Origin of the sequence: Streptomyces sp. NPDC048481, assembly GCF_043200075.1 — a bacterium.
Classification (GTDB): Bacteria; Actinomycetota; Actinomycetes; order Streptomycetales; family Streptomycetaceae; genus Streptomyces.
Genome location: NZ_JBICXC010000002.1, coordinates 693,563 through 716,713, shown reverse-complemented (window position 1 = coordinate 716,713; position 23,151 = coordinate 693,563). Strand labels below are relative to the sequence as shown.

The following is a 23,151-nucleotide window of genomic DNA, read 5'->3' as shown; positions in this document are numbered from 1 at the left end:
GTCAGGGCGGGTTGCATGAGGGGACGCATGTCGGAGGCGGAGCGGGCGGGAACACCCCGTCAGGACAAGAGCGCACGTCTCCTCGCCGGGCGGTACCGGCTGGGAGACGTACTCGGCCGCGGCGGCATGGGGACGGTGTGGCGCGCCGAGGACGAGACCCTCGGACGCACGGTCGCCGTCAAGGAGCTGCGGTTCCCGGGGAACATCGACGAGGACGAGAAGCGCCGGCTGATCACCCGGACCCTGCGCGAGGCCAAGGCCATCGCGCGGATCCGCAACAACAGCGCGGTGACCGTCTTCGACGTGGTCGAGGAGGACGACCGGCCGTGGATCGTGATGGAGCTCGTCGAGGGCAAGTCGCTCGCCGAGGTCATCCGCGAGGACGGCGTGCTGAAGCCGAAGCGTGCGGCGGAGGTCGGGCTGGCGATCCTCGACGTGCTGCGCTCGGCGCACCGTGAGGGCATCCTGCACCGGGACGTGAAGCCGTCGAACGTGCTGATCGCCGAGGACGGCCGGGTCGTGCTGACCGACTTCGGCATCGCCCAGGTGGAGGGCGACCCGTCGATCACCTCCACCGGCATGCTCGTCGGAGCGCCCTCGTACATCTCCCCGGAGCGGGCCCGCGGGCACAAGCCCGGCCCGGCGGCCGACCTGTGGTCGCTCGGCGGCCTGCTGTACGCGTCGGTCGAGGGTTCGCCGCCCTACGACAAGGGCTCCGCCATCGCCACGCTCACCGCGGTGATGACCGAGCAGCTGGAGGAGCCGAAGAACGCCGGCCCGCTCAGGGACGTCATCTACGGCCTGCTCACCAAGGATCCCGAGCGCCGGCTCGACGACGCCGGCGCGCGGGCGATGCTCAACGCCGTGCTCCACGCGCCCGAGCCCGGCCACGCCGAGCCGGCCGACGCGACGAAGGTCGTGCCGCTGCCCGCGCAGCCCGACGAGGGCGCGGGCAAGGGGAGTCCGGCGGCCGAGGCGGGCGAGAAGCTGCGCGGCGCGTTCCGGTCCGTGCGCAAGGCCGCCGTCGCCGCCGGGGCGGCCACCTCGGCGGCCGCCTCCCGTGCCAAGCCCGCGGGCGGATCCGGCGCCACCGGTTCCGTGAGCGCGGGCGAGGCGCGCAAGGGCGGTGCGGCGCGCGGATCCGGATCCGTCGCCCCGCCCGCTCCGCCGGCCCCGCCCGCCGTCCCGACCGGGGCGGCCTCGGCGGCGAGGCCGGCGTCGGGATCCGCGGCCTCCTCCGCGTCCGTGCCGGCGGCCCGCTCCGGAAACGGCGCGAGCGCCGTCTCCGCGTCGCGGTCCGGTGCGGGTTCCGCTGTGGGTTCCGGTGCCGGAGCGCAGGGCGGTGGCGCCGGGCGGAGTTCGGGATGGCCCGTCATGACGCCGCCCGACCTGCCGCCGCGCCCCGTGCCCCGGGCGCCCCTGACCGACGTGGTGCCCCGGCGGACCTTGGTGATCATCGCGGCGGTGGTGCTGCTCGCGGTGCTCGGCACCGTGCTGGCGCTCACGCTCGGCGGTGACGACGACAAGGCGAGCGGGCCGAAGAGCGGCGGCGCGACGGTCGCCGGCACAAGCCCGAGCGCCGGCACCAAGGAGGACGAGAGCGGCGGGACGCGCACGGGCGGATCGCCGTCGCACTCCTCCTCCGCGCCCGGCTCCTCCTCCGGTGGCGCCTCGGCGGCCGGCGGCGCCGGATCCGAGGCCACCGCCGGCGAGGACAAGCCGGCGACGACGCACGAGGGCGCCCGCTACTCGATAGAGCTGCCCGAGGGCTGGAAGTTCACGACACAGGCCCAGGCGGGCGACCGCTTCACCGGCCCCGACGGGCAGAAGCTGCTCATCGCCTGGACGACCACGCCCAAGGACGATCCGGTCGCCGACTGGAAGAACCAGGAGCGCTACATGGTGCGCTCGCACTACAAGAAGATCCGCATAGCGCCGGTGGACTACCGCGGCTGGAACACGGCCGACTGGGAGTTCACCTACAGGGACGGCGGCACGGCCTACCGCACCGTCGACCGCGGGTTCGTCGTGAACGACCGGCTCGGCTACGCGCTGATGTACACGGCGAAGGCCGCCGCGTGGGACACGCCTGTGCGCGAGACCACGTGGAAGACGCTCGCCGGCACCTTCACGCCGAAGAAGTGACCGTCGCCGGACGGCGGGGTTCCGGGGTCCTGGTTCGGGGCGAGATCCTGCATCCCCTCTTTGCGGGTTGCCTCCGGCACGTATCGTGAGTGGCTGCGGACCGTACGCATCCGGCTATCCGGCCGGATTCGACCACAACGGGACGCAGCACGAACGGAATTGACCGACCGGGCGGCCGGGGGAGGCAACGTGGACGACTATGCGGGTCGGGTGCTCGTCGACCGCTACCGCCTGCCGCTGCCGCCCTCGGACGAGTACGAACTCACCGAGTCCCGCGCCTTCGACACCTACAGCGGGCAGGAAGTCCTGGTCCGGCAGGTGCCGTTGCCGGAGATCGTCGAGGCCGAGGTGCTCGACGCGGAGGGGCTGCCCGAGGGGTTCACGGCGCGCGAGCGCGGGACACGGCGGCCCGCCGGCCGCGGATCGGGCGCCGGCGCGGGCACCAGGCGTCCCGCCGACCCCGTCGTGCGGCGGGCGATGGAGGCGGCCCAGGCGACGGCGAGCATCCCCGACCATCCCCGGCTCGACCAGGTCTTCGACGTGTTCGCCGAGGGCGGCTCGCTGTGGATAGTGAGTGAACTGGTGGCCGCGCGGCCGCTGTCGGCGCTGCTCGCCGAGAAGCCGCTGACGCCGTACCGGGCCGCCGAGGTCGCCTCCGACGTCCTCATGGCCCTGCGGGTGCTGCACGCCCACGGCTGGGTGCACCGCAACATCACCGCCCGCACGGTCCTCGTCTGCGACGACGGGCGGGTCATGCTGACCGGCCTCGCGGTCGGCGCGGCGGAAGAGGCGCTGTGCGGTTACGACCCGGTGCCGAGCGCGGACCCCTCGCCCGGCGCGCCGGACGAGGGCGGCCGGGGCGGTGCGGTGTCCGGCGGCAACGCCTTCCCCGCGGGAGCCGGCCCGACCGGCGGCCACGGCGGGAGCCTCGGACACGCCGGGAGCCTCGGACACGGCGGGAGCGGCGGTCATGCCGGACCCGCGGTGTCCGCGCCGGGACCGCGGCAAGGCGGTCAGGCCGACCAGAGCGGCCGGGGCGGCCGGAGCGGTCAGGTCGGACAGGTCGGCCAGGGAGGCTTCGCCCCGGGCGGGCCCGGCGGCGGTGGGCCCGGTGCCGGGGCGGTGGATCCCGAGGCCGCGAGGCGGGCCGCGATAGAGGCGCGGGCCACGGGAGCGCGGCCGATACCGGCGACGGGCGAGCCGTCCGCCGGCGGGGCGTCCGGGGCCGTGGCCCGCAGGGCGCCCGCGGAGACCGGCGGTGACGTGCGCGCCGCGCGGGCAGGGGCGATCGCCGCGTACCGGGCCGGGGCGAGGGCCGCGGCGCGGGTGCAGGAAGCCCAGGAGGCGGAGCAGAACGGGAGGGCGGCGCTGCCCGGAGCCCGCACCCCCGCCGACGGGGGTCACGGGGCCGCGGGAGGCCCGCCCGGCCGGATCGCCGACCCCTACGGCGTCCAGGGCCCGCCCGCGCCGCACGCCCCCGCACCGCGCACCCCCTACGCCCCCGGGTTCCCCCAGCAGGGCGGGGCCTCGACGTCGCACGCCTCGCTCACGCCCGTCCCCGGCCCGCAAGTACCGGGCGCGCAGGGCTCGGTGCCCGGTCAGGACGAGGGGCGGGACGGGCCGGAGCCGGGCGAGGAGCGGGCCGGGGTCCGCTGGGACGAGCTCGCGTCCGCGCCGTCCGGGCCGTCCCAGGCGTCCGGCTCCGGCGGCGCCCGGCGCGGGCCCGGCGCCGCGCTCGCGGCCGAGCGGGCGAGGCAGGCGCGGATGGCCGTCGTCGGGCCGGTCACCGAGCGGTGGGCGCCCGAGCAGGCCGTGCCGGTGCACGAGAACTGGCAGCTGGCCGCGCCGATCGGCCCCGCCACCGACCTGTGGGCACTGGGCGCGCTGCTCTTCCGGGCCGTGCAGGGGCACGCCCCCTACCCGGAGGAGTCGACGGCCGAGCTGGTGCAGCTGGTGTGCGCCGAGCCGCCCGCCTTCGCCGAGGAGTGCGGTCCGCTCAGGCCGGTCGTGGAGTCGCTGCTGCGCCAGGACCCCACAGAGCGCCTCGACTTCGAGGAACTGCGGGGCTGGCTGCGATCACTGGTGCGGTCCGCGCCGGAGCCGGAGGCGGGGGCGCATGTCATCGCGGCCCCGCCGGTGGACCCCCGACGCCTGCCGATCGTGCGCCGCAAGGGCGAGCTGGTGCGCCGGCGGCGCGCCGGGCTGCCCGCGACGCACGGAAGGCACAAGCGGGGCCGGGAGACGGAGGGCTCGCCCCGCAGCCTGGGCCGGACGCTGCTGGTGCTGATCCTGCTGGTGCTGGCCGCGGCCGTCGCCTACGCCGTGCTGTTCATGCCGAAGGCGGGCGAGGACGGCGCGGCCGGGGCGAACCCCCGGCGTACGGGGGCCGGCGGCGCCACGTCCGGCCAGGCGCCCGACGCGAGCAGCGCACCCCGCCCCGACCAGACCACCCCGGACGCCTCCGCCCCCGGCGCCTCCTCCTCTTCGTCGGCGGAGGCGACCCAGACGCAGACCGGCGGGTCCGGCGGCGGCGTCGCCGACGGTTTCACCCTGCGCAAGGACGCCGCCGGTTTCCAGATCGCCGTGGCCGACGGCTGGGGCCGCGCGCCGAAGAACGGGCGCGGCCAGATCGTCTACTCGCACGGGAACTTCGAGCTGATCGTCGTTCCGGGACGCGACAGCACGTCGTCCGGCGGCAGTGATCCGATGGTCTACCAGCGGGAGAAGGAGAGCGAGCTCCAGCCCTACCGGGATTCCAGCTGGGCGACCGCCTCCGGGCTGCGCACGACGACCGTCGGCACCCGGACCATGGCCGAGGGCCAGTTCACCTGGACCGGCGCGGGCGGCCGCGAACTGTACGTGCGCAACCTCGCCGTCCTCATCGCCGGGCGGTACCACGTCGTCCAGGTGCGGGGCCCCGAGGCCGAACGGGACGAGGTGTCCCGGCTGTTCGAGCAGGCGTCGGCCACCTACCAGTACACGGGCTGACGGCCGCCCGGACCGCGCCGGGCGCCGCGAGGTTGCCTCGCGGGGCCGGAAGGGACAACCGTCACAGTGCTGTCTCCTTGGCGCCCCCCTGGTTCCGCGCGGGCGGTCCGGTCTTTACGCTGGCCCTGTCAAGAGCATTGCGGGGCAACGTGAATCAGATGCAGGGCCAGCTCCTCGCGGGGCGCTACCGGCTCGCCGACGCCATAGGGAGCGGCGGCATGGGCCGGGTGTGGCGCGCCCACGATGAGCTGCTGCACCGTGCGGTCGCCATCAAGGAGCTGACGGCCGCGCTGTACGTCGCGGAGGGCGACCAGGCGGTCCTGTTGGCGCGGACCAGGGCGGAGGCCCGGGCGGCCGCGCGGATCAACCACTCGGCCGTGGTCACCGTGCACGACGTCCTCGAACACGACGGCCGGCCGTGGATCGTGATGGAGCTGGTCGAGGGCCGCTCGCTGGCCGACGCCGTCAAGGAGGACGGCCGCGTCGAGTCCAGGGAGGCCGCCCGGATCGGCCTGTGGGTGCTGCGCGCCCTGCGCGCCGCGCACTCCGCCGGCGTCCTGCACCGCGACGTCAAGCCGGGCAACGTGCTCCTCTCCGACGACGGCCGGGTCCTCCTCACCGACTTCGGCATCGCCCAGATCGACGGCGACACCACCATCACCCGCACCGGCGAGGTCGTCGGCTCCGTCGACTACCTGGCCCCCGAGCGGGTGCGCGGCCACGACCCCGGCCCGTCCTCCGACCTGTGGGCGCTGGGCGCGACGCTGTACACGGCCGTGGAGGGGCGCTCGCCGTTCCGCCGCACCTCGCCGCTGACCACGCTTCAGGCCGTCGTCGAGGAGGAGGCCGCCGACCCGCAGCAAGCCGGGCCGCTCGGCCCCGTCATCACCGCCCTGCTGCGCAAGGACCCGGCCGCGCGTCCCACCACCGCGGCGGCCGAGCACCTGCTGGCCGAGGCCGCCGAAGGACGGCGTCCCGACGCGGCGCAGGCCTACGTGCCCACGCAGTACGGCGGCCCGGACCGGGCCACGGGAGGCCACCCCGCCGGGCCCCCGGCCGCGGCGCACCCGGCGTCCCACGCCACGCCCCCCACCTCGTACGTGCCGTCGCCTCCCCGGACGCCGACGGCCGCCCACCCGCTGACCCACTCGACCGCCGTGGGCCAGGTCCACCCCGGTCCGGGCCCGTCGGGACCGCACACCCCGCCCGTGCCGTTCGCGCCGTCCGCCGCGGACGGCCGCGCCGCCCGCCGCCGTCGCCGGCTGCGCACGACGGCGCTGGTGGTCGTCGTCGCCGCGCTGGTCGGCGTGGGCACGGCGATCGCGTTGCAGAAGTGGCACCCGGGGCAGGGGCAGACCACCGGCTCCGGGCCGTCGTCGCCTTCGCCGAGCGCGTCGCCCAGCGCCTCGTCCACCGGCGTGTCCGGCGTGTCGGACGCACCCGGCACGTGGGAGGAGATCCACGACCCGCTCGGCTTCGGACTCGCGCTGCCCAAGGGCTGGAAGCGCGAGGTGTACCAGGACGAGGGCGATCTCCAGCAGATCGACTACACGCCCGACGGCGGCGAGCACTTCGTGCGCATCGCCCTCGACAAGTCCCCTGACTTCAACGACCCGTACGCCCACCAGGTCGACCTCGAACAGCAGCTCGGACGGCTCGTCGACTACGAGCGGGTCACCCTGGAGAAGAACCTCTACCGCGACCGCGACGGCTCCGAATGGGAGTACACGTGGACCGCGCTGGCGAAGGACACCCCGTTCCCCGGGCCGCGCCGTGCGATCGAGGAGACGTACGTGGCCCGTGACGGCTCTGAGTACGTCGTCTACATGTCCTCGCCCGCGAAGGACTGGGCCGAGACGGCCAAGCAGTTCAGGTCCGTGTTGCAGAGCTGGCGCGAGCCGGCCTCGTAGCGCCGGCGGGCGGAGCGCGGCAGTTGGCCGGACCGCGCCCCGGAGGCCGGGCCTCCGGTGGGGCATGATGACCCCATGGGGACCGAGGGGGACGGGGACACCGCACGGGTCGTCGCGGGCCGCTACCGGCTCGAGGCGCGGCTCGGGCGTGGCGGCATGGGAATCGTGTGGCGGGCCACGGACGAGCTGCTCGGACGGCGTGTCGCCGTGAAGGAGCTGATCCAGGACGACGCGCTCTCCGCCGACGAGGCGCGCGGCCGCCGCGACCGCACGCTGCGCGAGGCGCGCGCGGTCGCGCAGCTCAGCCATCCGCACATCATCGTCGTGCACGACGTCGTCGAGGACGGCGAACGTCCCTACATCGTCATGGAGTTGATCGTCGGCGACTCGCTCGCCGACCGGATCGCCGCCGAAGGCCCGCTCGCGCCGAAGGAGGCTGCGCGGATCGCCGTCGCCCTGCTCGGCGCCCTGCGGGCCGCGCACGCGGCCGGGGTCCTGCACCGGGACATCAAGCCCGCGAACGTCCTGCTGGAACGCGACAGCGACCGTGTGGTCCTCACCGACTTCGGGATCGCGCAGATCGCCGGCGCCACCACGCTCACCGAGACCGGCTCGTTCGTCGGCTCGCCCGAGTACACCGCGCCCGAGCGGATGTCCGGCTCGCACACGGGCGCGGAGTCCGACCTGTGGTCGCTGGGCGCGCTGCTGTGCACGGCGCTGAGCGGCGAGTCGCCGTTCCGGCGCGACTCGTTGGGCGGCATCCTGCACGCCGTCGTGTTCGCGGAGATCCGCACGCCCCCGCAGGCCGCCCCCCTGCTGCCCGTCGTGCAGGGGCTGCTGGAGCGCGATCCGGAGAGGCGGCTGGGCGCGGCCGAGGCGGAGCGGCTGCTGCGCGCCTTCATGGACACCGGGCGCACCCCGCCGCCCGTGTCGTCCGGCTACACCCCGACCCAGGCGGACCTGCCCCGCTCCGACGCCCCCGCCCGGGAGCGTTCCACGCGCGGCGTGCTGGTGGCCGCGCTGCTGGTGGCCGCGATGGCCGGGGCGGGCGTGTCGGCTGCCGCGCTGCTGGTCAAGGGGGACGGCGACCGGGGGCGCACGCCCACGAGTTCCCCGCCGGGCGCGTCGGCGAGCGCCACGCCGGGGCGGCCGGGCAGCGGCGGCGCGCCGAGTCCGTCGGCGACGCCGAGCGCCACGCCGACGGGGGTCCACGGAACGTCCCGCGCCACGCTGCCGGTCGCCCCCCGCCCGGTGGCCGGCATGCCGTCCGCGCCGTCGGGATACCGCGTGGCCGACGACCCGGCCGGGTTCGCGCTCGCCGTGCCGGCGGACTTCACCCGCGAGCCGCAGGGCGAGCGGGTGTTCTTCATGTCGCCGGGGCAGGTCTTCCGGCTCGGGGTCAAGGTGTCCGACGCGGCCCCGGACGGCCCGCTCGCGGTGATGGAGCGGGCGGCCGCCGAGGGTCCGGACACCAACCCGGGCTACCACGACGGCCTGGTCACCGAGACCTCGCACGGCGGACGGCCCGCCGCCCTCTGGCAGTTCACCTGGGACGGCTTCAGCGCGGCGGAGGGCCCCCGGCACACGTACGACCTGTGCTGGACGGAGGGCGGACGGCAGTACGACGTGTGGGTGTCCGCTCCGGTCGGGAAGGTGCGCGAGGCGCGGGAGTACTTCGACGTCGCGGTCGACACGTTCGTGCCCCGGTAGCTCGTGCCTCGGTGGCTTCGCAGCCCTTGCCTCGGTGCTTCGTGCCTCGGCGGTTCATGCCTCGGTGCTTCGTGACACGGTAGTTGCACGGCACCAGTGGATATCGGCCTGCCTGGCGCGATATGGATGGACCATGAGCCACAACGGGGGCGTCGGCCACGAGTCCGATGAAACGACGAGTTTTGTTCTGCAACCGCCGAACCCGAACCTGAACCCGCCGAACCGGAACCCGCCGAACCTGAACCCGCCGAACCGGAACCCGCCGAACCCGAACCCGCCGAGCCGGCGGGCGGCCGTGCCCGGGCAGGGGCCGTCGGAGCCGGGGCCGGAGAGCGAGCCGGGTGTCGGGCGGCTCGTCGCCGGGCGTTACCGACTGCTGGCGAAGCTCGGGCACGGCGGCATGGGCACGGTGTGGCGCGCCAAGGACGAGACGGTGGACCGCGAGGTCGCCGTCAAGGAGCCCCGCGTACCGGATCATCTTCCGGAACGCGAACGCGCCAACGCGTTCGAGCGGATGCGCCGCGAGGCGCGGGCCGCGGCCCGGCTGGACCATCCGGCCGTGGTCGGCGTGCACGACGTCGCGGTCGTGGACGGGCGGCCGTGGATCGTGATGGAGCTGGTGCGCGGGCGCTCGCTGGGCGACGTCCTCCAGGAGGGCACGCTCAGCGCGCGCGAGGCGGCCCGCGTCGGCCTGGAGGTGCTCGGCGCGCTGGAGGCCGCGCACGCGGCGGGCGTCCTGCACCGGGACGTCAAGCCGGACAACATCCTGCTCGGCGGCCACGACCGGATCGTCCTCACCGACTTCGGCATCGCCCAGATCGAGGGCGACACCCGGCTGACCGACACCGGCGGCATCATCGGCTCGCCCGAGTACCTCGCCCCCGAGCGGGTGCTGGGGCAACGTCCGGGGCCGGCCGCCGACCTGTGGTCCCTGGGCGTGGTCCTGTACGCGGCGACCGAGGGCGTCTCGCCGTTCCGCCGCAGCAACACCCCGGCGACCCTCCAGTCCGTCCTGAACGCGGCGCCCGCGCCGCCCGCCGCCGCGCGGGGTCCGCTGGCCGAGGCCGTCAACGGGCTGCTGGAGAAGGACCCGGCGCGCCGTCCCACGGCCGCCCGGGTGCGGGCCCTGCTGGAGGCCGCCGCACACCCGCCGGCCCCACAGCCCGCCCGGCCCGCCGCCGTCCCGCCGCCCGGCCGGGAGGGGGCGCCCGCCGGGGCGTCCCGTGTCCGCCGCAGGTTCGGGCGCGCGGCGTGGACCGGACTGGCGGCCGCCGTCGTGGCCGTGGCGGCGGCGGTGTACCTGGTGGTCGCCGACCCGTTCGCCGGGCCGCTGCCGGACGGGTGGAAGACCATGCACGACAAGGAGGTCACCGCGACGCTCGCGGTGCCCGACAGCTATGTGCGCGGCGAACCCGCCAAGGACGCGCCCGCCGACGAGCACTGGGTGAGCTGGACCGATCCGAGCGGCGCGATCTCCGTCGTCCTGACGGTCAAGCGCGCGGCGGAGGACAAGGTGCACGCGATCAAGGACTCCGCGGCGGCCCAGATGTACGCCGACAACGGCGACTTCAAGGAGACCGGCGAGTACCGGCTCAACATGCCGAAGGGACCGCGCACCAGCACCGACTCCGAGGTGGCCTTCCACGGCCGCAAGGCCGCCGGGAACACCGTCGTCTACACCACCGACGACAGTCAGCACCCGGTCCCGCGTGAGCTGCGGATCCTGTACTACAAGTCCACCGGCGGCGACATGTACCAACTCGTGGTCGGCTACCCCGGGAAGGGCGACTTCACCTCGCGGGGCCGCGAGGTGGCCCGCACGGCGGTCGCCAACCTGGAGATCGACCGGCCCTGACCGTTTTGCTACCGAACCGCCCGCGAAACGACGGGAGTTGGCCGAAGATCGTGGTAGTCATGGAGGCATGAGCAACGACGGGGACGCCGCGGGCGCCGACGGCCGGACGCTGAACGGCCGTTACCGGCTGCTCGACCGCCTCGGATCCGGCGGTTCGGGCACCGTGTGGCGGGGCCGCGACGAGCTGGCGGAACGCGAGGTCGCCGTCAAGAAGCCCTGGCTGCCGGGCCGGCCCGGGGACGGGCCCTACCGGCGCGCGGCCCACCGTCTCCAGCGGGAGGCCCGCGCCGCCGCCCGCGTCGACCACCCCTGCGCCGTCACCGTCCTCGACGTCGTGGTGGAGGAGGGGACGGACGTCGAGGGCGGGCTCCCCTGGATCGTCATGGAGCTGATCCACGGCGAGTCCCTGCGCGAGACGCTGCGGCGCGGCCCGCTCGACCCCGCCGAGACGGCCCGGATCGGCCTCGCCGTCCTGGGCGCGCTGCGCGCCGCGCACGCCGTCGGCATCGTCCACCGGGACCTCAAGCCGGCCAACGTGCTGCTCGGCCGTCCCCCGCTCGCGAGCCCGTGCGGGCCGGGAGACCCTCTGGGCCGCGTAGTCGTCACCGACTTCGCCATGGCGCACGTCCCGGGCGAGGAGACCTGGACCGCGACCGGCGACGCGGCCGGCCGCCCGGACCGCGTCCCGGACTTCGTCGCCCCCGAGCGGACGTCCGGGCGGGGCGCGGGACCGGCCTCGGACCTGTGGTCCCTCGGCGTCCTGCTCCACACGGCCGTCGAGGGCCGCTCCCCGTTCCCCGGGACGGCCCCGTGGTCCGCGCCCGCCGCGCCCCTCCCCGGAGCACGGCACGAGCCGCCGCCGGAGCCGCCGGAGCCCGAGCGGGCCGGCCCGCTCGCCCCCCTGCTCCGGGCCCTCCTGCACCGCGATCCGCAACACCGGCCGACCCCCGAGGAGACCGCGGCCGCCCTGGAAGCGGCCGGCGCCGCCCGGGCCCGCCGCCCGGCCGCCCCGTGCCCGGCCGAATCCCGGTGACGCCGCCAGGAGCCGTGACCGCGGTCCGCGGACTCCGCGGCGGGACGACTCCCGACAGCAGCGGCCCTCGGATCAGCGGCCTTCGGACTCCGGGGCCGCGAGTGCCGGAAGGGACGGGGTGGGCGGCGGACTCAACGCCCTGATCAGCAGGTTTGTTGCCAGTGAACGCTGGCGCCGTGTGTGCGGCCGGTGAATCCCTATTACCGGCGGGTACCCAAAGTTCTCCGCACGTCATACCCTGCGCCTCATGACGGACTCGCAGGCCGCGGAAAAGGCACCGGCAAAGACCGGCACGAACCCCCTCGCCCCCACCCCCACCGGCGTCCGCACCGCCGCCGACGTGGTGACCCCGGAGCTGGTCGCCCAGCTCACCAAGGGCGTGACCGGCTCGGGCCGCACGGCCAACCACACGCCGTTCACCGGCGAGAAGCTCGCCGACCTGCCCGAGTCCACCCCCGAGGACGTCTTCAAGGCCTACGAGGCGGCCCGCGCCGCGCAGACGGTGTGGGCGAAGACGCCGGTCCGTGAACGCGCCGCCGTCCTGCTCCGCTTCCACGACCTGGTGCTGGAACGCCAGGCCGAGGTGCTCGACCTCATCCAGCTGGAGACGGGCAAGGCGCGCCTGCACGCCCACGAGGAGGTGCAGGCCGTCGCCGTGGCCGCCCGCCACTACGGCCGCAAGGCCCCCGCCTACCTGCGCCCCAAGCGGCACGCAGGCGCCATGCCGACCCTCACCAAGGTCACCGAGCTGCGCCACGCGCGCGGGGTCGTGGGCCAGATCGCCCCCTGGAACTACCCGCTGGAGCTGTCGGTGGGCGACGCGCTCCCGGCGTTCGCCGCGGGCAACGCCGTCGTCATGAAGCCCGACACGGAGACCTGCCTGACCGCCCTGTGGGCCCGCGACCTGCTCGTCGAGGCCGGTCTGCCCGCCGACGTCTTCCAGGTCGTCCTGGGCGAGGGTCCGGTCGTCGGCCCCGAGGTCGTCCGGCACGCCGACTACGTCTCCTTCACCGGCTCCACCCGCACCGGCCGCGAGGTCGCGCAGGGCGCCGCCGCCCGGCTGATCGGCGTCTCCCTCGAACTCGGCGGCAAGAACGCCATGCTCGTGCTGGAGGACGCCGACATCGAGAAGGCGGCGGCCGGCGCCGTTCGCGCCTGCTTCTCCTCCGCCGGGCAGCTGTGCATATCCATCGAGCGGCTGTACGTCCACGAGTCGATCGCGGACGCCTTCGTCGAGCGCTTCGCGGCCCGCACCCGCGCCATGCGCCTGGGTACCGCCCTCGCCTACGGCGCCGACATGGGCTCCCTGGTCGGCGAGCGCCAGCTGGAGACGGTGACCCGGCACGTCGAGGAGGCCGTCGCCAAGGGCGCGAAGGTCGTCGCCGGCGGCGTCGCCCGCCCCGACGTCGGCCCGTACTTCTTCGAACCGACCATCCTCGACGGCGTCACGGAGCCCATGTCCGTCTGCACCGAGGAGACCTTCGGCCCGGTCGTCTCGGTCTACCGCTTCCGCACCGACGACGAGGCGGTCGAGCAGGCCAACTCGACGCCGTACGGCCTGAACGCGTCGGTGTGGACGAAGGACGGCCGCCGCGGCCGGGACGTCGCCTCCCGGGTGCGGGCCGGCACCGTGAACGTCAACGAGGGCTACGCCGCCGCCTACGGAAGCGTCCAGTCCCCGATGGGCGGCATGAAGGACTCCGGGCTCGGCCGCCGCCACGGCTCCGACGGCATCCTCAAGTACACCGAGGCCCAGACGGTGGCCCAGCAGCGCCTGCTGCCGATGGCGCCGGCCCTCGGCATGGACGACGAGAAGTACGCGGCGTTCATGAGCACGAGCCTGAAGGTGATGAAGGCACTCCGGCTGCGCTAGGACCTGCCGTTCCGCCCGGTCCGCCGTCGCGCACCGGGCGGCACACGACCGGAACCCCACCCGTTCCCGACGAGGAGAGCACGTGTCCCAGGACGCCTACGACTACGACGTCATCGTCGTCGGATCCGGCTTCGGCGGTTCCGTGACCGCCCTGCGCCTGACGGAGAAGGGCTACACCGTCGGCGTCCTGGAGGCGGGCCGCCGCTTCACCCGGGAGTCGCTGCCCAAGAACTCCTGGGACCTGAAGAACTACCTCTGGGCGCCCCGGCTCGGCATGTACGGCATCCAGCGCATCCACCTGCTGGGCAACGTCATGGTCCTGGCCGGCGCGGGCGTGGGCGGCGGCTCCCTCAACTACGCCAACACCCTCTACGTCCCGCCGAAGCCCTTCTTCGACGACCCCCAGTGGCGGGACATCACCGACTGGCAGGCCGAGCTGACGCCGTACTACGACCAGGCGCGCCGCATGCTCGGCGTACGGCTCAACCCCACGACGACCCCCTCCGACGTGCATCTGAAGGCGGCCGCGGAGCGCATGGGCGTCGGCGACACCTTCCACATGGCGCCCGTCGGCGTGTTCTTCGGCGACGGCGAGGACGCCGACGGCACGGCGAAGGCGAAGCCGGGGGAGCAGGTCGCCGACCCCTACTTCGGCGGCGCGGGACCGGCCCGCAAGGCCTGCGTCGAGTGCGGCGAGTGCATGACGGGCTGCCGGCACGGAGCCAAGAACACCCTCAACGAGAACTACCTGCACCTCGCCGAGAAGGCGGGCGCGGTCGTCCACCCGCTGACCACGGTCGTGTCCGTGACGGACGACTCGCAGGGCGGCTACGCGATCGCCACTCTCCCCACCGACGCCCGCCGCAAGGGCTCCGCCCGCGGCCGGGTCTTCACAGCGCGCCGGGTCGTCCTCGCGGCCGGCACCTACGGCACCCAGACGCTGCTGCACCGGATGAAGGCGGGCGGCCAACTCCCCTACCTCTCGGACCGGTTGGGACATCTGACCCGCACCAACTCCGAGGCCCTGGTGGGCGCCCAGACCGACGACCGCCGCTACCGCAGGGCGACCGGCGCGCCCAAGGTCGACTTCACGCGCGGCGTCGCCATCACCTCGTCCATCCACCCGGACGAGAACACCCACATCGAGCCGGTGCGCTACGGCCGGGGCTCCAACTCCATGGGCAGCCTGTCGATCCTCCAGGTGCCGTACGCGGAGGGCTCGTCGAGGGTCGCGGGCTGGCTGGCGAACGCCGTGCGCCACCCGCTCCTCGTGCTGCGCTCGCTGTCCAACCGCCGCTGGTCGGAGCGCACCATCATCGGCCTCGTCATGCAGTCGCTGGACAACTCGCTGACCACGTACCTGAAACCGGCGGGCGTCGGCAAGGGCCTGCTGACCGCGCGGCAGGGGCACGGCGCTCCCAACCCCAAGCAGATCAGGGCCGCTTCGCAGGCCGCCTCCGTGATCGCCGCCGACATCAACGGCTTCGCCGGCTCCAACGTGGGCGAGCTGATGGGCACCCCGCTCACCGCGCACTTCCTCGGCGGCTGCCCGATCGGCGACTCCCGCGAGACCGGCGTCATCGACCCCTACCACCGGCTCTACGGCCACCCCGGCATTTCCGTCGTCGACGGCGCCGCGGTCTCGGCGAACCTCGGGGTGAACCCGTCGCTCACCATCACCGCCCAGGCGGAGCGGGCCATGTCGTACTGGCCGAACAAGGGCGAGACGGACCCGCGTCCGGCGCAGGGCGCGGCGTACGAGCGGCTGAAGCCGGTCGAGCCGGTCAGCCCGGCGGTGCCCGCGGAGGCGTTCGGCGCGCTGCGCCTGCCGTTCCTGGGCATGCCGGCGGTCCCGCCCAAGCAGTAGCGCGCGTGCCGGGCCACGCGCCCGGCCGCCGCTCGACCACGGCCCGAACGGTGTCCCGACACGGCGAAGGGACCTGCGCCCCCCTCCGAGCGCAGGTCCCTTCGCTGGTTCGCGGTGGCGCGTTACGCGTGCGCGCCGGCCTTGCGGCGACGGGCGGCGAACACCGCTCCCGCGCCCGCGACGACGGCGACGCCGCCGACCAGCCCGATCATCGGCAGCGCCGAGTCGGAGCCGGTCGAGGCGAGGGTGCCGCTGATCGGCTTCGCGCCGCCCTGGGCCTGGACGCCGTCGGTGGGCTTGTCGCCGTTCGGCTTGGCGTCGCCGGCGCCGTCGGCGTGGCCGCCCGCGGCGATGATCTCGACGTCGTAGAAGTCACCGTTGCCGTAGCAGGTGGAGGCCTCGCCGGCGTAGACGGCCTCGCTCAGCGCGAACGACGAGCCCGCCGGCGCGGACGCCTTGACCTTCACCCGCAGGTCGAGGGAGGCCGAGGAGTTCTTCTCCAGGGAGTCCAGCAGCCCCACGAAGGAGCCGGAGACGATCTTCTCGCCCTGCCCGTCCTCGTACGAGTCCTGGTAGCCGCTGGTCCACTTGCCGTCTTCCTTGACCTGGATGACGGCGAGACCCTCGGAGAGGAGTTTGTCGGTCTCCTCGCCGTACTCCATGAACGCGTCGATGTACACGTTCTTCAGGTCCTTGGCGGAGTCGTTGTCGACGACGAACTCGAAGTCGTGCCAGCCCGAACCGGCCACGATCTTGCTGGGCAGTCCCTTGATCCGGGCGGTGAGCTTCTCGTCCAGCTCGAAGGAGTCGCAGTCCGTGTACGGGTCGAACGGGCCGGTGCTCGCGCTCGCGGACGCGCTCGCGGAGGACGACCCCGAGGCGGACGCGGACGCGGAGGCGGAGCCGCTCGGGCTGCCGCTGGGCGAGCCGGTCGCCTTCGAGTCGTCCGAGCCGGTCGAGGAGGAGGCCGACGTGTCGTCGCTCGGCGTGCCGGAGGCGCTCTCGCCGTCCGACTCCGACGGGCTGGACGAGGTGCTCTGCGACGCGGACGCGCTCGCGGAGGACGTCTGGTCGTCCTCGGCGAAGGCGGCCGGGGCGGACAGCAGGGCCAGCGGGGCGACGACGGCGGTCGCCGCGAGGGCGACCATCGTGCGGCGAAGCTTCATGAAGACCTCGGCGTTCAGGTGGGGAGGCCTTCCGTCATGGGGGTCGGGAGGGGCCTGGTTACGCTGGGTGTGACCGGCGACGGCTGTGAACAGTTGTGCTGATTCACAGGATCTTTATATGGCGCGCGTCACATTTCTGCGCGGCTCCGGCCGGGGGCGCTCGGCCGGCCACGACGAAGGGCCCCGCGGGACGGATCCGCGGGGCCCTTCTCTATCGTCAGCACCGGCGTCAGGGCAGCGCCGGTGCCTGGGAGCGGCGCCGGGGGGTTGCGCCGCTGGTCTGGACCGCTGGCGGGAACAGCGGGGGCCGTGTATGGCGCCGAGGGGGGAGGGCGACGTCGTGAAATCGTCGTCCGAGGAGTGACCTGAGGTCTTTCGGGGGCTTTCTACGCATCGTGCTGGATGAGTGCGGCCCCCGCAACCGTTTGACCCAGCCCTTGTGCATTTTTGCATTTTCCGCCGGCCGGTCCCGGGCGTCCCCGGGACCGGCCGTTCTCTCGGCGACCGGTCTGCTGTCCCCTGCCGTCCGGTCGCCTTCGGAGCGAGGTCCCACGACGCACGGCACGATCCGTGCGTCTCATCGCCCCAGCGAGCCACGCGTGGTTCTTCCGGACCCGCCCCTGGCTGGAGCGGACACCGGTACCAACGACGCCGCCGGCCCGGCGGTCACGCGCCGTACGGGTGAGACGGCGGCCGAACTGACACCCGACGCCCCGCCCGCCCCCTGGCGGGTCACACCCGTCCCCGGCACAGTTCGAGCAGCGTCATCGCGAGGGCGGTGCCGGGGCGGCCCAGCGCGTCCCGGTAGTGGGCGAGGATCTCCAGCTCGCGGGAGAGGTTCACCCGCCGGCCGCCGGAGGTGATCCTCGCCTCCTGGACGACGGCCGAGACGGCCATCCGCTCCTGGATCAGGCCGATGATCCGGTCGTCCAGCGCGTCGATGCGCTCACGGGCGCCGGTGATCACGTCGGCGGCCTCGGAGGTACGGGCGCCGGTCACGTCGATGGCGGTCATGGGGGCTCCTGTAGGGGTTCGGTTCGGGATGCGGTGGGGCCGCCCCGGAGCGACAGGACCCGGGAGAAACGACAGGCGCCCCGGGCCTTGTCGGCCCGGGGCGCCTGGGAAGTCGCTCGTCAGAAGCTCAAGCGACACGACCATGGCAGCCGGCGGGCCGGGTGCCATAGGTAAAGACGAAGGTCGTGTGAGCGAGCATGCGCCCCAGTATGCAGGGGTGCCGGGCGCGGTCCAAGCCCGTTCGCATCCTGAGACGCGGGGGCGGCCGCGGAGCCGGGACGGCGTCTCGTCCGCTCTCGGTAGAATTGGCCAGCACAGAGACCACGCCCGAACCGCCGGAAGGCCCCCGTGTCCACAGCGACTCCCGCTGCCGCCGCCCCCGACACCGTCCTGGTCGTCGACTTCGGCGCGCAGTACGCCCAGCTCATCGCCCGTCGAGTCCGCGAGGCGCGGGTCTACAGCGAGATCGTGCCGAGCACCACGCCCGTCGAGGAGATGCTCGCCAAGAACCCGGCGGCGATCATCCTCTCCGGCGGCCCCTCGTCCGTCTACGAGGAGGGCGCCCCCCGCCTCGACCGCGCGATCTTCGAAGCCGGCGTCCCCGTCTTCGGCATGTGCTACGGCTTCCAGCTGATGGCGCAGAGCCTCGGCGGCACCGTCGACAACACCGGAGCCCGCGAGTACGGCCGCACCGACCTGCACGTCTCCCGCGTCTCCTCCACCCTCTTCGAGGGCACCCCTGCCGAGCAGCCCGTGTGGATGTCCCACGGCGACGCCTGCTCCGCCGCCCCCGAGGGCTTCGTCGTCAGCGCCTCCACGGACGTCGTCCCGGTCGCCGCCTTCGAGAACGACGAGAAGAAGCTGTACGGCGTCCAGTACCACCCGGAGGTCATGCACTCCACGCACGGCCAGCAGGTCCTGGAGCACTTCCTGTACCGGGGCGCGGGCCTGAGCCCCGACTGGACCACCGGCAACGTCATCGAGGAGCAGGTCGAGGCCATCCGCGAGCAGGTCGGCGACAAGCGCGCGATCTGCGGCCTGTCCGGCGGCGTCGACTCCGCGGTCGCCGCGGCCCTCGTCCAGAAGGCCATCGGCTCCCAGCTGACCTGCGTGTACGTCGACCACGGGCTGATGCGCAAGGGCGAGACCGAGCAGGTCGAGAAGGACTTCGTGGCCGCGACCGGCGTCCAGCTCAAGGTGGTCGACGCCGAGGAGCGCTTCCTCACCGCGCTCAAGGGCGTCTCGGACCCCGAGGAGAAGCGCAAGATCATCGGCCGCGAGTTCATCCGCGTCTTCGAGCAGGCCCAGGCGGAGATCATCGCGGACGACGGCCCCGAGGTCGCCTTCCTGGTCCAGGGCACGCTCTACCCGGACGTCGTCGAGTCCGGCGGCGGCACCGGCACGGCGAACATCAAGTCGCACCACAACGTCGGCGGGCTGCCCGAGGACCTCGAGTTCCAGCTGATCGAGCCGCTGCGCAAGCTCTTCAAGGACGAGGTCCGCATGGTCGGCCAGGAGCTCGGCCTGCCGGAGGAGATCGTCCAGCGCCAGCCGTTCCCCGGCCCCGGCCTCGGCATCCGCATCGTCGGCGAGGTCACCAAGGAGCGCCTGGACCTGCTGCGCGACGCCGACGCCATCGCCCGCGAGGAGCTGACGGCGGCCGGTCTCGACCGGGAGATCTGGCAGTGCCCGGTGGTCCTGCTCGCGGACGTCCGCAGCGTCGGCGTCCAGGGCGACGGCCGCACCTACGGCCACCCGATCGTGCTGCGCCCCGTCTCCTCCGAGGACGCCATGACCGCCGACTGGTCGCGGCTGCCGTACGACGTCCTGGCGAAGATCTCCACCCGCATCACCAACGAGGTGCGTGACGTCAACCGCGTCGTCGTCGACGTGACCTCGAAGCCGCCGGGCACCATCGAGTGGGAGTGAGCCGCGCCGGGGCCCCGCGCGTGGGCCCCGTGAGCGGCTTCAGGTCCGCCTGAGGGTGCGCACCGGCGCCCCGGGCCGCCAGACCTGGACGACCAGATACGTGTCGTCCTCGACGTAGGTCCGCACGACCTCCGTCAGCTCGGTGCGGAAGAGGTGGAACGGCTGCGGCGGTTCCACCTCTTTCACGTACCCGGCCCTCGCCTCGCCGTCCGCCACCTCCACCGCCCGCCCCGCGACCCGTACGTCGCCCCCGCCCATCCCGGTGCCCTCGCCCGGATTGGCCTGGAGACAGAAGCGGGGATCCCGGCGCAGGTCGAGGGCCTTCAGCGAGTCCGGCATCATGCCCAGCCACAGCTCACCGGCGAGGAAACGGACCTCGATGCCGGAGGTGCGCGGGGAGCCGTCCTTGCGCACGGTCGCCAGCACGTGATGGGTGAACGCGCCGAAGCGGTCCTCGACGGTCCTCGCGAACCCGGGCTCCGCGCCGGCGAACACGGACCAGTAGCCGGGGGTCTCACTCGATGCACTCGATGTCATACGGCGAGTGTGACCGCGATACCGGACATCTGCTGTCGGTGTTCGCGGCGGGTGCGCACGGAACCGGGCACGGTGGGCGCGGTCAGAATCCCTGCGGGGTGCTGCTGTAGGGATTCGCGTCGGGCGTCGCGTGGGGGGTTCCGTACGGCTGCGGCGTGGGCCGTACGTAGCGCTCCACCCCTGCCCCGTCCCGCACCGGCGTGCAGCCCGCCGCCGTGAGCTGCCGGGCCAGTTTCGCGCGCCGCACCGTGTTGATCCGCAGGGCGCCCAGCATGAACCCCGGCATCAGCACGGCGAGCGGGAGCAACACCGTGTACACGCCGGTCAGCAGGGCCATCAGCAGGAACAACGCCCCCGAGCCCCATCCGAGGAACAGCAGCTGTCTGCGGTTGGCGGCCGCCACGAGGGCGTCGTAGCGGATGAGCGCGGTGATCAGATCGACGTCCGCCTGCGCCTCGGGGACCGGTGTCAGCGAGCCCAGGTACATGCCCGGAACGGGCCGGTCGGGGCCCGGGTCCGGGAAGGCGGCCGTGTTCGCCGCGGCCCGCTGCCGCGCCGCCGGGGCGGGGTCGCGGACCAGGTGCAGGTGGAGGACCCGGTGCTTGCCCACGAGACGCACGTTCTCGTACCGGAAGCCGTAGCACTCGGCGATGTAGGCCAGCGCGCCGAACGTCTGGAACTCCGCGAAGGGGTGGACCAGCTCGATGGCGTCACGCGTCGCGATCTGACGCATGAGGGCGGTGATGTGGCGGGCTGCGATGCTCAAGACGTGCTCCGATGGTGACGGAAATCGTCATCTTTACATAACGGCTCTGCCTTTTTGCACGTGCCGACGGTAACTTCCGCGTGGTCAAGCAACCCAGTGCTGGAGGACCGATGCACGGGCCCACGCCGCCTGCCCCGCTGCCCACCGACCGGCTGCAGTTCGCGATGCCGCCGATGCACGAGTCGGTGGAGGACGAGCGCCGGCACCGGAAGGAACGGCTGGCCGGCGCGGTACGGATCTTCGGACGGCTCGGCTTCGAGGACGGCGTCTCGGGCCACATCACCGCCCGCGACCCCGAACACAGCGACTGCTTCTGGGTCAACCCGTTCGGCATGTCCTTCAAGCACGTCACCGTCAGCGACCTGGTGCTGGCCAACTCCGACGGCCAGGTCGTGGAGGGCCGCTACCACGTCAACCAGGCCGCCTTCACCGTGCACGCCCAGGTGCACGCCGCACGCCCCGACGTCGTCGCCGTCGCCCACTGCCACTCCGTCCACGGCCGCGCCCTCGCCGCGCTCGGCGAGCTGCTCGACCCCCTCACCCAGGAGAGCTGCGCGTTCTACGAGGACCACGCCCTCTACGACGCCTACACCGGCGTGGCCGTCGACGCGGAGGAGGGGCGGCGCATCGCGGCCGCGCTCGGCTCCCGCAAGGCGCTCGTGCTGCGCAACCACGGGCTGCTGACCGTGGGGGACTCCGTCGACGCGGCCGCCTGGTGGTTCGTCTCCATGGAACGCTCCAGCCAGGTCCAGCTGACCGCGCGGGCGGCCGGCCGGCCCGTCCTGATCGACCACCGGGCGGCGGTCGCGACCCGGGAACAGCTCGGCGGCGACCTGGTCGCGTGGATCAACTACCAGCCGCTGTGGCAGGACGTCAGCCGCAGCGAGCCGGACCTGCTGAGCTGACGGCGCGCACGGCCTCCCGGGGGATCGGGTGGCCCTCCGGCGTCGGACGGTCTCCCGGGGTCGGACGGTCTCCCGGGGCGGGCGGCGCGCGGAATCCGGTGGTCTCTCAGAAGCCGCGCAGCACGACGGCCTTCGTCCTGGCGAACTCCTCGTCGGTCAGCACACCGTCGCGGTGCAGCTCGCCCAGCTCACGCAACCGGCGCAGCAGCACGTCATGGTGGTCGGACGGACGGTGGTCGGACGGGCTCTGGTCGGACGGATGGCGGTCGGGCGGTTGGTGGCCGGACGGGGACCGGACGGTGGTGGCCGGAAGCCGCCGCCCCTGGGCCGCCGCCGCACGGGCCGCCCGCCCGGACGCACGCACCGACCCGGCGACGTCGTCGACGCCGTCGCCCACGGGGCGGTCGACGCCTCCGCCAGCGAGACCGTGGAGGCCTTCGCCTGCTGGACCGTGGAGGCCTTCGTCCGTGGGCCCGCCCACCGGTCCGCCCATGGGTTCGCCCGCCCGCCCGTTCACGGAACCGCCCGTGGGGCTGTCCACGGGTTCGGGGTGCGTGCGGGCCGAGGGATGCGGGAGACGCGCGGTGACGGCCGTCGCCACCAGCGCCGTCAGCAGGTCGCGGCTCACGTTGCCCCACAGGTCCAGGGCATAGGGGTCCTTCTCGGCCGGCAGCTTCGCGTACCGCGTCTCGCGGGTCACGAAGCGCAGGAATCCGTCGTCCAGACCGGTGTTGGGCAGCCACTCGACCCGCAGCAGATCGGCGACGTCGAGCACGCGGGGCCCGGTCGCGCGCTTCACCCGGTCCGAGGTGTCCGCCCAGTCGATCCGCACCTGGACGCCGTCGAAGGAGACCGTGCCGTCGGAGGACCGCACCGACACGGGCACCGGCGGACCGGGCAGCAGGTACTCGGCGGTCGGGCCGTCCGCGATCCGGTCCAGCAGCAGCGCGTGCCGGATCTCCTCGGCGAGGTACTCGGCGACGCCCGAGCGGTCCGTGTCCACGGCGAGCCGGTAGGGGTCGGCCGCGTCCGGCAGCCGGCCGCCGGTCGCCTGGAGCAGCGGGTCGGCGCCCTCGCGCAGCCGCATCCGCAGCCGCCCGCGCCTGCGCCGGCTCTCGTAGACGACCCCGGCGACCGCCTCCAGCGGCACCGCGATCTCCCCGTACGTCTGCCGGAACAGCGGCACGGAACGGTGCAGTCCCGGCGTGATCCTGACCGTCGTGCCGTCGAAGGCCCAGGTCCCGTGACGCTGGATGATCTCGGCCATGGGGAAATTCTCGCAGCCGGGTCAACACGGCCTCCCCGTCTTCACCCGCCCTGACCAGACCTGCCGGACACACAGGGTGTGTCGTAGGGCACAATTCGTCGACATCGCAGGGGAGTTGTTCACAGGGTGGCGACCGGGGCCTTCAGCGGGCTCTCCGGGACCGCCATCCGATCGGGTCGCGGGGAA

The 23,151-nt window shown here is 73.9% G+C and carries 15 protein-coding genes; 10 read left to right on the top strand and 5 right to left on the bottom strand.

The features are described 5' to 3' along the window. The first annotated feature begins 27 nt into the window (after nt 1-27). From ACGFSH_RS09320 to ACGFSH_RS09285, 8 genes are all read left to right on the top strand, one after another. Nucleotides 28-2,145: a serine/threonine-protein kinase gene (locus tag ACGFSH_RS09320; protein ID WP_393346540.1), complete on the top strand. Its 2,118-nt coding sequence runs from the start codon at nt 28-30 to the stop codon at nt 2,143-2,145. A gap of 189 nt (nt 2,146-2,334) precedes the next feature. Next, entirely contained in the window at nt 2,335-5,133 is a 2,799-nt protein-coding gene (locus ACGFSH_RS09315; protein ID WP_393346539.1) for a protein kinase, read from the top strand. A gap of 158 nt (nt 5,134-5,291) precedes the next feature. After that, complete coding sequence (locus tag ACGFSH_RS09310) at nt 5,292-7,043, top strand: serine/threonine-protein kinase (RefSeq protein ID WP_393346537.1); 1,752 nt, start codon at nt 5,292-5,294, stop codon at nt 7,041-7,043. Between the two features lie 75 nt (nt 7,044-7,118). Beyond that, nucleotides 7,119-8,753 (top strand): protein kinase, encoded by a 1,635-nt coding sequence (locus tag ACGFSH_RS09305; RefSeq protein WP_393346535.1) that lies wholly within the window; start codon nt 7,119-7,121, stop codon nt 8,751-8,753. Nucleotides 8,754-8,886: 133 nt separating this feature from the next. Continuing rightward, nucleotides 8,887-10,608: a serine/threonine-protein kinase gene (locus ACGFSH_RS09300; RefSeq protein WP_393346533.1), complete on the top strand. Its 1,722-nt coding sequence runs from the start codon at nt 8,887-8,889 to the stop codon at nt 10,606-10,608. Between the two features lie 67 nt (nt 10,609-10,675). Then, the gene (locus ACGFSH_RS09295; RefSeq protein WP_393346531.1) at nt 10,676-11,641 is read left to right on the top strand and encodes a serine/threonine-protein kinase; all 966 of its coding nucleotides are present in this window, start codon (nt 10,676-10,678) and stop codon (nt 11,639-11,641) included. A gap of 247 nt (nt 11,642-11,888) precedes the next feature. Beyond that, nucleotides 11,889-13,514 carry a succinic semialdehyde dehydrogenase gene (locus ACGFSH_RS09290; RefSeq protein ID WP_393346529.1) on the top strand — a complete coding sequence of 542 codons (1,626 nt, stop codon included), beginning with the start codon at nt 11,889-11,891 and terminating at the stop codon, nt 13,512-13,514. A gap of 82 nt (nt 13,515-13,596) precedes the next feature. Continuing rightward, nucleotides 13,597-15,381 carry a GMC oxidoreductase gene (locus ACGFSH_RS09285; protein ID WP_393346527.1) on the top strand — a complete coding sequence of 595 codons (1,785 nt, stop codon included), beginning with the start codon at nt 13,597-13,599 and terminating at the stop codon, nt 15,379-15,381. A gap of 122 nt (nt 15,382-15,503) precedes the next feature. On the opposite strand, the gene ACGFSH_RS09280 is transcribed toward ACGFSH_RS09285, so the two are convergent. Continuing rightward, nucleotides 15,504-16,547 carry an LPXTG cell wall anchor domain-containing protein gene (locus tag ACGFSH_RS09280; protein WP_393346525.1) on the bottom strand — a complete coding sequence of 348 codons (1,044 nt, stop codon included), beginning with the start codon at nt 16,545-16,547 and terminating at the stop codon, nt 15,504-15,506. A gap of 732 nt (nt 16,548-17,279) precedes the next feature. Beyond that, complete coding sequence (locus tag ACGFSH_RS09275) at nt 17,280-17,561, bottom strand: chorismate mutase (protein ID WP_190150673.1); 282 nt, start codon at nt 17,559-17,561, stop codon at nt 17,280-17,282. A gap of 348 nt (nt 17,562-17,909) precedes the next feature. Here ACGFSH_RS09275 and guaA point away from each other — a divergent pair, with 348 nt between their 5' ends. Beyond that, nucleotides 17,910-19,490, top strand: a complete 1,581-nt coding sequence (guaA, locus tag ACGFSH_RS09270) for a glutamine-hydrolyzing GMP synthase (RefSeq protein WP_393346523.1) — start codon at nt 17,910-17,912, stop codon at nt 19,488-19,490. A 39-nt stretch (nt 19,491-19,529) separates the two neighbouring features. On the opposite strand, the gene ACGFSH_RS09265 is transcribed toward guaA, so the two are convergent. Together ACGFSH_RS09265 and ACGFSH_RS09260 are read right to left on the bottom strand one after the other, a co-directional pair. Further along, nucleotides 19,530-20,027: a pyridoxamine 5'-phosphate oxidase family protein gene (locus ACGFSH_RS09265; protein WP_393346521.1), complete on the bottom strand. Its 498-nt coding sequence runs from the start codon at nt 20,025-20,027 to the stop codon at nt 19,530-19,532. 82 nt (nt 20,028-20,109) lie between these two features. Next, on the bottom strand, nt 20,110-20,793 hold the full coding sequence (locus ACGFSH_RS09260) for a hypothetical protein (RefSeq protein ID WP_393346519.1): 684 nt from the start codon (nt 20,791-20,793) through the stop codon (nt 20,110-20,112). Between the two features lie 110 nt (nt 20,794-20,903). On the opposite strand from ACGFSH_RS09260, the gene ACGFSH_RS09255 reads away from it, so the two are divergent. After that, the gene (locus ACGFSH_RS09255) at nt 20,904-21,698 is read left to right on the top strand and encodes a class II aldolase/adducin family protein (RefSeq protein WP_393346517.1); all 795 of its coding nucleotides are present in this window, start codon (nt 20,904-20,906) and stop codon (nt 21,696-21,698) included. A 106-nt stretch (nt 21,699-21,804) separates the two neighbouring features. Here ACGFSH_RS09255 and ACGFSH_RS09250 read toward each other — a convergent pair whose 3' ends face one another. Further along, complete coding sequence (locus tag ACGFSH_RS09250) at nt 21,805-22,965, bottom strand: DUF4429 domain-containing protein (RefSeq protein ID WP_393346515.1); 1,161 nt, start codon at nt 22,963-22,965, stop codon at nt 21,805-21,807. Between the last annotated feature and the right edge of the window lie 186 nt (nt 22,966-23,151).

Coding starts and splice junctions, on each gene's coding strand:
- ACGFSH_RS09275 (WP_190150673.1), bottom strand. CDS start 17,561: ATGACCGCCATCGACGTGACCGGCGCCCGTACCTCCGAGGCCGCCGAC.
- ACGFSH_RS09290 (WP_393346529.1), top strand. CDS start 11,889: ATGACGGACTCGCAGGCCGCGGAAAAGGCACCGGCAAAGACCGGCACG.
- ACGFSH_RS09280 (WP_393346525.1), bottom strand. CDS start 16,547: ATGAAGCTTCGCCGCACGATGGTCGCCCTCGCGGCGACCGCCGTCGTC.
- ACGFSH_RS09265 (WP_393346521.1), bottom strand. CDS start 20,027: ATGACATCGAGTGCATCGAGTGAGACCCCCGGCTACTGGTCCGTGTTC.
- ACGFSH_RS09250 (WP_393346515.1), bottom strand. CDS start 22,965: ATGGCCGAGATCATCCAGCGTCACGGGACCTGGGCCTTCGACGGCACG.
- ACGFSH_RS09305 (WP_393346535.1), top strand. CDS start 7,119: ATGGGGACCGAGGGGGACGGGGACACCGCACGGGTCGTCGCGGGCCGC.
- ACGFSH_RS09255 (WP_393346517.1), top strand. CDS start 20,904: ATGCACGGGCCCACGCCGCCTGCCCCGCTGCCCACCGACCGGCTGCAG.
- ACGFSH_RS09320 (WP_393346540.1), top strand. CDS start 28: ATGTCGGAGGCGGAGCGGGCGGGAACACCCCGTCAGGACAAGAGCGCA.
- ACGFSH_RS09295 (WP_393346531.1), top strand. CDS start 10,676: ATGAGCAACGACGGGGACGCCGCGGGCGCCGACGGCCGGACGCTGAAC.
- ACGFSH_RS09300 (WP_393346533.1), top strand. CDS start 8,887: ATGAGCCACAACGGGGGCGTCGGCCACGAGTCCGATGAAACGACGAGT.
- ACGFSH_RS09310 (WP_393346537.1), top strand. CDS start 5,292: ATGCAGGGCCAGCTCCTCGCGGGGCGCTACCGGCTCGCCGACGCCATA.